Annotated in this window: 6 protein-coding genes and 1 pseudogene; all 7 read right to left on the bottom strand. The window is 61.1% G+C overall.

Annotation, left to right across the window (positions count from 1 at the left end):
• Nucleotides 1-51: 51 nt before the first annotated feature.
• A pseudogene (locus tag CRM90_RS28830) lies at nucleotides 52-207 on the bottom strand (DUF1156 domain-containing protein); the annotation flags it as partial.
• A gap of 49 nt (nucleotides 208-256) precedes the next feature.
• Nucleotides 257-3,691, bottom strand: a complete 3,435-nt coding sequence (locus CRM90_RS28825; RefSeq protein ID WP_102810287.1) for a helicase-related protein — start codon at nucleotides 3,689-3,691, stop codon at nucleotides 257-259.
• A gap of 88 nt (nucleotides 3,692-3,779) precedes the next feature.
• On the bottom strand, nucleotides 3,780-4,205 hold the full coding sequence (locus CRM90_RS28820; RefSeq protein ID WP_102810286.1) for a hypothetical protein: 426 nt from the start codon (nucleotides 4,203-4,205) through the stop codon (nucleotides 3,780-3,782).
• Nucleotides 4,202-4,840 carry a hypothetical protein gene (locus CRM90_RS31170; RefSeq protein ID WP_233209577.1) on the bottom strand — a complete coding sequence of 213 codons (639 nt, stop codon included), beginning with the start codon at nucleotides 4,838-4,840 and terminating at the stop codon, nucleotides 4,202-4,204. The genes CRM90_RS28820 and CRM90_RS31170 overlap by 4 nt, the downstream gene beginning before the upstream one ends.
• A gap of 31 nt (nucleotides 4,841-4,871) precedes the next feature.
• Nucleotides 4,872-6,266, bottom strand: a complete 1,395-nt coding sequence (locus CRM90_RS28815) for a hypothetical protein (RefSeq protein WP_233209576.1) — start codon at nucleotides 6,264-6,266, stop codon at nucleotides 4,872-4,874.
• Nucleotides 6,263-8,065 (bottom strand): hypothetical protein, encoded by a 1,803-nt coding sequence (locus tag CRM90_RS30410; protein WP_142391485.1) that lies wholly within the window; start codon nucleotides 8,063-8,065, stop codon nucleotides 6,263-6,265. The genes CRM90_RS28815 and CRM90_RS30410 overlap by 4 nt, the downstream gene beginning before the upstream one ends.
• Complete coding sequence (locus CRM90_RS28800) at nucleotides 8,062-9,375, bottom strand: tyrosine-type recombinase/integrase (protein WP_233209575.1); 1,314 nt, start codon at nucleotides 9,373-9,375, stop codon at nucleotides 8,062-8,064. The genes CRM90_RS30410 and CRM90_RS28800 overlap by 4 nt, the downstream gene beginning before the upstream one ends.
• Nucleotides 9,376-9,493: the final 118 nt, after the last annotated feature.

Below are 9,493 nucleotides of genomic sequence, written 5' to 3'. Positions count from 1 at the left end.
CCCCAGGTCAACGAGTCGCGATCAACTCCGCGTCCGAAAAGTGAGCCAAGTCAGGACGGCGCGAACCGTTGCCAGCGGCCGACGAGCCCACCACAGGTGAAGGGTTGCCGGGTGCCCCCTTCTCGGTACCGATTTTTCGTGAGCGGAAGCTTTGTTGATGGCTTCGAGAGGTAAGGCGACCTCGATCAGCTTTTTACGTTCGGGCATTCACGCTCCTTCGAGGGTCGGAAATGAACTGCTGAATCCGATGTCAAGTTCACCGTGGCGTTGTTCCGCTCTGCCACGTCTTGCCCCAGTCCACGCGTATCCCAGTCGCTTCCAGTCCGCCAAGTTCAGTTGTGGCGAACGGATCGAGGACATACCGCAAGGTGTCGTGCCTAGGGCCTTCTGGATGCACTGAAACGAGGGCCAGGCGGTATGCGGGTGCAGCATTTTTTCCGGTAAGGACTTCGTTGTGAGTGATGAAGAAGTCTTCAGCGCCGAGAATCCTTGCTTTCACTTCGATGCGGATCGTGTGGCCGCCGGCGTCGGTGGACAGGATGTCGTAGCCGGGGTTGTTGAACGCTTGTTCCTCGGGTTCACGGCCCAGTGCGCGTTCTGCGGCCATTACGGCTTCGACCCCTCGTCGTTCGACCTCTTTTGTCGCTACCGAATGCATCGGTGCGTCGGCCGGGACATCACCATCGACGGCCGACAGGGGAAGAACGAGGGCCGCTGCGACGACGCGGGGCGGTTTAGTCGTCATATGCCGCTGCTTAGCGAGTCCACCAAGGCGATGCGTCAGTCGGGCTTCGAGGTCAGCGGCCTTACGGCCTAGATTGTCGGAGGATTCACGAACTTTCTGACCGAGCTGTTCTTTCTCTTGGACTGCAAGTGCTTCGGTGGAAAGTCTGTTGATTTCGGCGTTGAGGCGTTCCTTGACTGCTGCGGCGGCGCGGTCGATCTCCGCTGTGCGGCGTGTGGTGACTTCCGCCAGGTACTCGGGGAGTTGGTGTTCGATGATCCAACTGGTGGCTTTGTGTTCGGCCTCAGTGAGCCATGCTGCATCTCTGACCTTGCGGGTGTATTCGGTGTCCGGGGCGGCGACACAGTCCAGGTAGGGGGCGGGGCCGGCAGGAGTGGAGGTTCCGTCAGGTGCGACGTGGGCGTAGCCGAATCTTTTGGCGATCGAAGTACCACTGGCATCGACGACTTGCTCAACAACACCGACCAAGAGTCGGGGTTCGTCGATGGTGGCCGAGACGAGAACCGTGCCCGTTTCGAGAGTGTGTGCCCACGTGCCGACGGCCAGGTCGGTGACGTTGTCGTGGAGCGGGTGGCCGGGAGCGAGGAGGTCGGCATGGATCGGCGAGGATGAAACGTCGATGTTGTCGAGGTCGAACGTCACCCTTTCATAGCGACTCGCGATTGGGCCGGCCGAACCGTGCCGGACCGCGGCCGGCACATGCGTGATCTCGTAGCGGCCCTTCTCGCGGCGCACCATTCGGCCACCGAGCCGACGGAAAGCATCGCTAAACATCGACTGGATGTAGTGCGGTTGCAGGCGTCGGGCTTTAGCTTCTTCCATCTGGCGGCGCAGCTCAGCGAGATCAGCAGTGCTCAAGGAATTGGCTAGGGCGCGTTCGGCCATCACCTTGTCGAGTCCGTCGGCTATGCCAGCGTTGATGACTTTCTCCATGCGGGCTTGAACTTCCGGTTGCTCGCCGTAGCGGATTGCCTCGATGAGCAGATCCCGGAGGGGGGTTTCAGAGAATGCGCTGCCCAGGACGTCGAAAACTTTGCCGCCGTATGCCTTGCGTTGTTCGTCGATCTTGTCGAGTAGCCGGGAGAACACCGCACCCTCGCGGGTGTTTTCGGCTACCAGGTTCCACAGTCGGCACACCTGTTTTTGGCCGATGCGGTGGATGCGGCCGAACCGCTGCTCGATGCGGTTGGGGTTCCACGGCAAGTCGTAGTTCACCATCAGATGTGCGGCTTGCAGATTCAGGCCCTCGCCGGCGGCATCTGTTGCGAGCAGGATCTGGCACTCCGGGTTCTTGGTGAACTGCTCGGTGATAGCGCGCCGGGCGCCCCGGCTAACCCCACCGTGAATGGCTTGAACCGCTTCGGCTTTGCCCAACAAGTTAGTGATACGGCGCTGAAGATAGAACAGGGTGTCTTTGTGTTCCGTGAAAACGATCAGCTTGCGAGGCGATCCGTCGCTATTAGCGGCTAAAGCTTCGTCTTCGACAATCGTGCGCAGTTCAGACCATTTGCGGTCAGTCCCGCTGGCACGTACCACGGCTGCAGCCTCGATCAGTGTGGCCAGGTCAGCCAGTTCGGTGTTGAGCTCCTCGACAGTGCGGGCGGCCGTAGCCGCATCGACGAGATCCTCTTCGATGTCCTCCAGTTCAGCGGCCGAATACTCATCGGGATCATCGAACATGTCAGCCTCGGCACTCAAAACTGGCCATTCAGGCTTCTTACGCAGCGACGGGTTCAGTAGTTCCTGCTTGGTGCGCTCGAGGCGCTGGGAGCGGCGCACCAGCGACTGGTAGATGGCTTCAGGGCTTGATGCCAGCCGCCGTTGCAGCACAGTGAGCGCGAAGCCGACAGTGTTGCGGCGTTTGTCATCGAGTTTGGCAGCCCGGTTCATTCCCTCGCGCACATACTCGGTGACCTGCTTGTAGAGGTCATCCTCGGCGTCGGTGAGCTGGTATGGAACGGTCTGGGCGACCCGCTCCGGAAACAGGGGTTTACCTTCGAAGGTCAGTAAGTCTTCTTTGACCATCCGGCTCATCAGCCCTTCGGTGTCCGCCCGGTGCACCCCCTTGGTGAGACGGCCCTCGAAACGGTCGCGGTCCAGCAGCGACATGAATAACTGGAAGTCTTCGTCCTTACCGGCGTGCGGGGTGGCCGTCATCAACAACAAATGCCGGGCCCGTCGGCCAAGCTTCTCCCCAAGCTGGAATCGCTTGGACTTCTCCAGCTTCCCCCCGAAGTAGTGCGCACTCATCCGGTGTGCTTCATCCACCACGACGAGGTCGAACTCCGTTTCGTCCAACTGCGCGTGGAGGGTCTCGTTGCGGGCCAGTTGATCCATCCGCGCAATCAACAAAGGCTTGGCGTCGAACGCGGTCGTGCCAACCGGGCCGTCAGCATCGCGGGCATCGAGGATGTCGAATCGCAGACTGAACTTGCTGTATAGCTCGTCCTGCCACTGCTCGACCAGCCCGCCTGGGGCCACGATCAGGCATCGCTGTACGTCGCCGCGCAGCAGGAGCTCCTTGATGAACAAGCCGGCCATGATGGTCTTGCCGGCGCCGGGGTCATCAGCCAGGAGGAACCGCAACGGGGTTCGCGGCAGCATCGCGCCATAGACGGCACGGATCTGGTGGGGCAGCGGCTGCACCGCACTGGTCGCCACCGCCAGCATCGGGTCATAGAGTCCGGCCAGCTGGATGCGCTGCGCTTCGGCCGCAAGCTTGAAATCTCCAGCCGCAGCGTCAAATGGGCGCAGGCTGCTGACGGCCAGCCCGAAGCGGCTCTCGTCAGCGCGGTAGACGATCTCCTCGCTAATCGCCCCGGCCGCATCACGGTAGATCAGCTGGATCGCGTCAGCACCATGCGGCAGAGCGGCCACAACTTCCACCGTCGCACCGGGAAGAACACCGGAGAGCCGCTGGCCAGCGACTAAATCCTCCAGCTTCATACCGCCCCCTCTGTCCGATGCTGCGTACGCAACGAGACATTACTCAAGCGCAGACCCCCGACAGATCGGGTTCGGGTCGCAACGGAAGTCATGATCGCCATTGTCGGCGCCGAGGATGGTCCTTCGTCAGGGGTGTGACGGTGCCGGTTGGCTCCTCGCCTCGGGCTGAGCGGAGCTGGGCGCTGAGTTCGGCGATCATGGTCACCGCGGCTTGGTTCTTGCGCCTGAGGGCGGTGTTTTCTTCGCGGAGCTTCTCGAGCGATTTTCTAAGTTTGGAAACTGTTTCCTGCAAGCCAACCAGCTGTGCGTCTCGGGGAGTGGACTCGGTGCCGACCGCAGAGTCCCACTCGGCAAGGACGACAGCGGCGCGGTTCATGGTGGCTCGACTGACGCCGGCTTCGATGTGCAGGTTGGTTTTTATGAGCCGGCCATCGGTGCATTTGGCCTTGCCCGTGAGCAGCCGCTGCATTGCGTCGCGAAGCTTCTTCTCGGTCTCGGGCGTCACGGTCGTCATTTGGGGTCCTGGCGGGTGATCTTGCGGACGTCAACAAGCTGAGCTTGTAGTCGCTCGCGGTGGACGGCTGCCATCTTCCTGTCTTCGAGCTTTTCAACGAGGTCGGATTCCTCGCGTTGCCAGATCGGCAGATGCTTGTCGGTAATGACGGAGTTTCGGCAGGTCGCTGGGCGACACATGCTCGGGATCGGGCCGCCGGCTTTCACCGCGGCGGAGGCACCTTCAAGGCACAGCGCTTTGGAGGGGTCGCCGAGGCAGTGGTTGAGGGTGCCCAGCCGGATTGTCGAGAACTCGTCGCGCAGAAGGTTTCGGAGCATGCGGTCACTGCCTAACAGAGCTGCAGTGTGTGCGCGGTCGGTGACCCGGTCGAGGGCGTTGACGAAGATCGCGGCGCCGGGGCCCCTCGTATTGCGTTCGCCACGATCTCGACGTACCCAGTCGGCTACGAGTTCGCCGGCCGCAGCTTCTTTGGCTTGGTGTTCGAACTCGTTAGCCCACTCGGGTGTTGGCGCCCCATATCCGCTTGTTGTGGCATTGGCGAGCGCTCGGATCGCGTTGTGTTTCAGAGTAATTCCCAACGCGATCTCGCCATCGGGCTCGTTGGCAGTAACGACGGCCATGGTCCGGCGAAACATGTGTGGTGCCAGCGGGGTCGTCGGTATGGGTTCAAGGCCGTTCTGGTGTGCATGCTCGTTGACCCATGAGATGAACGAGCGAATTTGTTCGTATTGGTCGAAACCCTTGAGATCGCGATGAACGCTCCGGTTTGCGGCACCGAAGAGCCGATTCCCGTCGAGCGCGATCTTCTCGGCAACTTCTAGGGCCTTGACAACCGGTTCGCTTACCCACCAGCGTCGAGGCGCTCCACGCCCGGATTGCATCTTGTGCAGCGTCGCAGTGATTGCCTGGCGCCCCGAAGTGAGTACCGATCGAATTACTGGCGATGCTTTGAACTTCGCTGTCGCGCATCATGGTCATGATCGCGACGAATATGTAGGCAGCGTTGCGCAGTTGGGTTAGTTCGATCCCGTTGTTGGTTCGATCAAATCCCCTGATCCAGGGTCCACGTGTTCCATCTGCTCGTTCAACCGCCACGGGAGTGATCTTGCTGAGACCTTGACGAGTGGGCAGGCCCCGGCGGATTGCTTGCCGGACGCGGTCTTGGCGGTCGGCGCCGCGGGTTCCGTGAAAGCCGGTTACCGGTAATGGTGGCGTGGTGCAGAGCGTCAACGCACTCCAGTTGATATCGCCGGCGCGTCCACGCCCGTTTCTATATGCGTGCAGCGGAACGTATCCATCCGTTGACGACAGCCAGGCATCCAGCACCGCATCCGGATCCCGCACCGGTGCCCTGCCCTCTTGCTGCCGGTGTGCGTCAAGACTCGCAAGTTCGTCGCGTGCGGCGATAATATCCGGGGCGAATGTGTCGATGTAGGTCCAGCATGCCCGGACCAGCGGCCAAAAGGTACCGGGCGGGATGACGAGGGTCTTTATCTCTCCGCTGCTTCTGCCCGGAAGGCGGCGCCCTGCCCGATAGAGAAGACCGCCATCTGGCATCAAGCCCCGGAAGTCGTTGAGATGCCGTAACAAGTCGTCCGCAGAACGGTGGGCTGAGGCGGATCGCGTCTTCCGAAACAGCACGTAGGCGTCACAATCGCCCTGGTTCCAGGACGCGAGCTTCGCGCAGCGGCCTGTTGTGTTGGCCCACTGAGCCAGATACTTCAGTTCGGTTAAGACGTGTTGCAGGGTCTTGAGCTTGTAGGGCCGATTCGAACGGTAGATCCCGGCCTCACGCACCACCGAATGGATGGGATTCAACATCGCCATAGCCAATGTCTTCGCGATCTGCACCCACTCCTTGTCGGGGTAGATGTCAAACCTCAGATGCGCCTGTGCCGCATTCAGATTCGGCGTCAGACCAAGGGCGCTCAAGTCCCAGCGGGGAAGGTCACCGAACCGCGGCTCAGGACCATCGGCTACCCGCAATTCAGTTGCAATGACGACTTCGTCGGCTGCGAAGGTTGAATACTCGACTGGATCGCAGTCGGGATGAAGGCTCACAGTTCCGCCCTTTCGCCAAGTGGCCGATGCAAGTCGGCGCCGATGTTGCGGGCTGCCTCGACCTGGTCGGCCGGGAAGGTCGCAAGAATTGCTTCGAGGTTCACACTCTGCTGCCCGTAGACCTCGTTGAAGACCGTCGGGTGTGTGTTCTTCGCGATTGCGTCAAGTGCGCCCTGATAGGCGATCAGGCGGGGAAGGTGATCGCGAAAGACGATCGCGTTGCGGCATTGCAAGCACATGGACGGCGATGCGTGGCACAGCATCCCTGCTTCGGTCATTGGACCATCGTGGGGGTCTTTGCAAGCGGTGATGGTCAACATCTTCTCGGTCGGGGTTTCCGCCACGACGGCCGCAGCAACGTCTCTGAGTCCCGATGCTGCTGGAAGCCCGGCGATCTCAGCCGCAGATGCGTTGACGAAGGTCGGCCCTTGTGATGCGTGTTCAACAACCTTTAGCTGTGCTCGAAGCACTGTCTGGGCGGCGATGGTGTGAACTGTCGTGGTCTGCGCATAGTGGCCGCGGAAAACCTCCACCGAGTGGTCATCGCCGGCTCCGCCGGCGAGCGTGCCGAGCAGCGCGGCCCGTGCACTCTTGACCGTCTTACGTAGACGGCGCATGTCGTGAGGCTTACTGATCGAGAGGCCATGGCTCTCAATTAGCTGTGACAGCGTCAGGTGAAATTGGTTGGGGCGGATGACGAAATGCGGATACTCGTGGTCTTGCCGCTCAGACGTCGTTCGGCAACCGACGACCCAGAATCGAGTTTCATCGGGAGTCATCGCGTGGGCGTGGCGAAGAGCGTGAGCCGCACGCCGCAGAAGGTCGCCCGCTTTCCACCCCCACGAATCGCTTTGAGGGGACGGCAGCGAATGCCACCGCACTCGTTGCGCACGCGCCTTAGTCGCCCGGACTCGTACAACGTCGGTATCAAATTCGATATCGCGGCGGTGGAGTCCGCCGGTCTCTTCTGGAGCCCATCCGGTCCTGAGATGGAATAGCACGCGAACCGCGAGCTGGTATTCAGTGCCAGGAACCAAGAGGCTGCCAACTGCGGTCAGCATTGGTGGAAGCTTCCTGCCATGCTCGACCGGTGATACTCCGGGGATCTCCAGTAGGTCGATCTGGCGACCTTTTCCCACAAGGCGGTTGTGAAACTCGGCTTCGTACGGGAGGTTCCGCAACGCCCACAACACATTCGGCACGCTGTCCCAGCCCTCAATCCGCGGGTCGCCACCTTCGCGCAGCAGGGCATCTCCGAGAGCGAGTCGGTCCTCTGTATCTCGAACGATCTGTCGGCACGTTCGGACAAGGTCGAGGCGCTCAGCGTTGCTGAATTCATCAAGGGGTAGCCCCTGCGCGGGACGTCCATCGAGGACGTTTCCGTTAGCCCAATCCGCGACGACGCCTTCGCTTATCCCGTTTTTCAGCAGATAGCGGTGGACTTGATTGCGAAGCTCCATGCCGAGGTCCTTGGCCCGAACGCTTGGTGGCGGGAATTTCGCAACCATTGCCGACTCCCAATCATGCAACCGCCGCGCGACTGCCGTGCCGTCGCCTGACATGGTCAGGAACCGATCGGCATCCAAGGTCAAGAAATCGCCCAAATTCCTCGTTACGCAGGCTTGACGGACCACTGTTCCAGGCGCTAGCGAAGCGGTGTCGGCATAGCCTTTCCAGGCGTCGGCGAGCTCGGCGATGAGGCGATTCGCAACATATCTGTCAGGTTCAATCCGCGCCGACCGGTTCCTTCCCCCTCCGGTGAACACTACGACGCGGGGTTGATGCTCAACGGCGTTCACGCGCGTTGCGCTTCGAGTTGCTCGAGAACGTAACTGGCGTAGTCGCGTTCGCCGTCGCTCCATGATTCAAATGCGGCCTGAATCAGTGCGTCCGACTCGTCGACGAAACGCAGGTACTCCATCGTCGTCGACGGACTGGCATGCCCCAACAGCCGTTGCAGCGTTAACAGTGGATTGTGAACGATGTGCTCACTGATGGTGCCAATGCCGTGCTTCGGCCGCGCATGTTCAAACTGCGCCGCGCGAGCCTGCAAGCTGCGCAACATCACTATGGCGAACGTATGGCGGAGATCATGCGGTGTTACCGCCGGCATCGCAGGAAGTCTCCCCTCGAAAGTTCCGATCCGATTATTTGCCTCCGCGAAATACTGATGCCACCGCCGCTGCGACGGAGGCAGGCCGCTTCGACCAACGAACAACGAGAGCGGCTCGACCCAGCCGTCGGGCCCGACCGTCACTAGCAGCCTCCGTGTCTTCGGGGGGATCCTGGCGAACTCCTCGCGCCGCGTCACCCCCTCCAATGTGTAAGTGACCCGCCCGGTCGCAGCATCCATCTCGGTCACAGCGGCGAGGGTGGGCAGCTTCCGGCGCAAATAGGACTGAGCTCTGCGGATCATGGCTTTTCGTTCAGTGCTGCGATAAAGCTCAACCGACTGAACAGTCGACGCAGGGACATAAACACGGCGACGCCGGCCATTCTTCGCACACGCCTCCAAAAGCACTGACGTGCCGCCGGCACCGGATCGGACCTCAGGATCCAGCAGGGTGCGCCACTCCGTCAGTCTCATGCCCGTAGTGAGCGCAAGCTCAGCCGCACACCCATTACGCACGGTGCACCTACCGCGATACGACTCGTCCATTTCGCCGTCGGGCAGTTGCCCACCGAACCCGACGTCCCGCAGAGCGATCCACTGCGAATGCGAAATTGCGCGGACATCCATATCGCTCTTCGGTACACGCGGACTGACCACCGAGCGCGTACCTACCTGTATCCACGGCAGACTATTCCGCTGCCCGGTCTCGTAGAGATAGGTGAAGAGAGCGCGGATCACTACTAACTGGCGGGCCCATGAACGTCCCGAGATGCCCGCCTCCATTCGGGCGGCACGATAGCCGACGATGCCTTGCTCAGTGACGTCCAAAACGCCAATGCCTCGTGACTCTAGAAATCGGGCGAACTCAAGCGCGTCGCGTGCGTACGCGGCGATCGAGTTCGAACTCAGATTCTGCGAGTACAGCCGAAGGAATGTGCACCAGGGCTCGACCGGCCGCATTGCCTCGTCGACCAAGATTGGAGTTCCGTCGGGCACGACACGAGCACCCTCCACCGACATCCCCAGGCGTGATGCGAGCGCCCAATCGGCGAAATAGAGTGTTGCCCGTCGCTATGGATGAGGATGTCGGCGTCATTGGCGGTGATGATGGGTG

The sequence above is a fragment of the Mycobacterium sp. ENV421 genome (genome assembly GCF_002887815.1).
Taxonomy (GTDB): Bacteria; Actinomycetota; Actinomycetes; order Mycobacteriales; family Mycobacteriaceae; genus Mycobacterium.
The sequence above is the reverse complement of the archived record's forward strand: the minus strand, read 5'-3'. Positions and strand labels throughout refer to the sequence as shown.

Excerpts from the sequence above, each read along its gene's own strand:
- CRM90_RS28825 (WP_102810287.1), bottom strand. The coding sequence starts at position 3,691 with ATGAAGCTGGAGGATTTAGTCGCTGGCCAGCGGCTCTCCGGTGTTCTT.
- CRM90_RS31170 (WP_233209577.1), bottom strand. The coding sequence starts at position 4,840 with ATGTTTCGCCGGACCATGGCCGTCGTTACTGCCAACGAGCCCGATGGC.
- CRM90_RS28820 (WP_102810286.1), bottom strand. The coding sequence starts at position 4,205 with ATGACGACCGTGACGCCCGAGACCGAGAAGAAGCTTCGCGACGCAATG.